A 1,099-nucleotide genomic window follows, 5' to 3' on the forward strand; every position below is an offset into this window, starting at 1 on the left:
CCATCTCCTCGGCCATGGCGTGTACGTCGATGTTCTTGCCCTGCACGCTCAGCGCGTTGCGGGCGGCGGCGGGGCCGCAGAAGTAGAAGTTGGGCTGGGCTTCGTAGCGGACGTCGAGTTCCCGCTCACCATGACCGCTCTTGCGGTCGGCGACGATGGCGGCCTTCTCGGCCGGGGCGGCGTGGGCGGCGATGGCGGGGCCGGCGATGCCACCGGCGGTGGCGACGACACCGGCAGCGGTCAGAACGGTCTTGCGCAGCAGAGTGGTAGCCATGATGGTTGCCTCCCTAAAGTGGGGGATACGCGGCGGGGGTGCCGCGAAGGGGGAAAGTCTTGGGTGCCCGTGGAGGGGCTGGCACGCGGGCGGCCCGGAAGGGGCCTGCTCGTCGCGGCTCGGGGGATGTAACGACCTGCGGGCCGGGGATGATTCCCGCCGACCGTGGCTGCCAGCCGGGGGGTGACCGGTGGCGTGGGTCTGGGGGATGTAACGACGACCGGACCGGGGCCATTCCCGGGGACGGCGGCGTGCCCGTCGCTCGGGGATGTAACGACGTCCGGGCCGGGCCGATTCCCTGACCTGGCGATCCGTGCGGGGGTGCCGGGCGGCTGGTGTTCGGCGCTCGTCCCGGTGTCCCGGGGTCAGCCATGTACAACGCCCCGCGCCCGCCACCGATTCCACCCTGACGGTGGCACCGACCACAGCCCCGCAACACAGCGAACCGGACACCGACCGCCAAACGACCGGCCCGCACATCGCCGACGGGTCCGCTAGCTCAAGAGCCCTCAAGATCCACCATGTGTGCGCGATCTTGCACTTATTGCCCCGGCAAACCTCGCAAAACAGGCAAGCCTTGGGCGGTAACTGCAAGATCGCGTGGGCGTGGGCGCGTCCGAAGGGCGGATTGGCGGTCTTGCCGATCGGGACGAGACCTCGTGCTGGGCGAGATCTTGGAACGAAATGACTCCTATAGGGGCTGTTCAGTCCCATGACATCTGTCAGCGTTGAAGTCCCGATACATGTGTCACGTGGTAGGGATCTTGGGTCGGGTGGTATGTGCTGCCGGGCATGGCTTCTCGGCGGCATGTGATGAACCTGCTG

The 1,099-nt window shown here is 68.0% G+C and carries 1 protein-coding gene; it reads right to left on the reverse strand.

The annotated features are described in order from the left end of the window. Positions 1-274, reverse strand: a 274-nt coding sequence (locus BAW75_RS09060; RefSeq protein ID WP_208635214.1) for a C39 family peptidase, incomplete at its 3' end; no start/stop codon positions are given. Positions 275-1,099: the final 825 nt, after the last annotated feature.

Origin of the sequence: Micromonospora chalcea (assembly GCF_002926165.1) — a bacterium.
GTDB classification, from domain to species: Bacteria; Actinomycetota; Actinomycetes; order Mycobacteriales; family Micromonosporaceae; genus Micromonospora; species Micromonospora chalcea.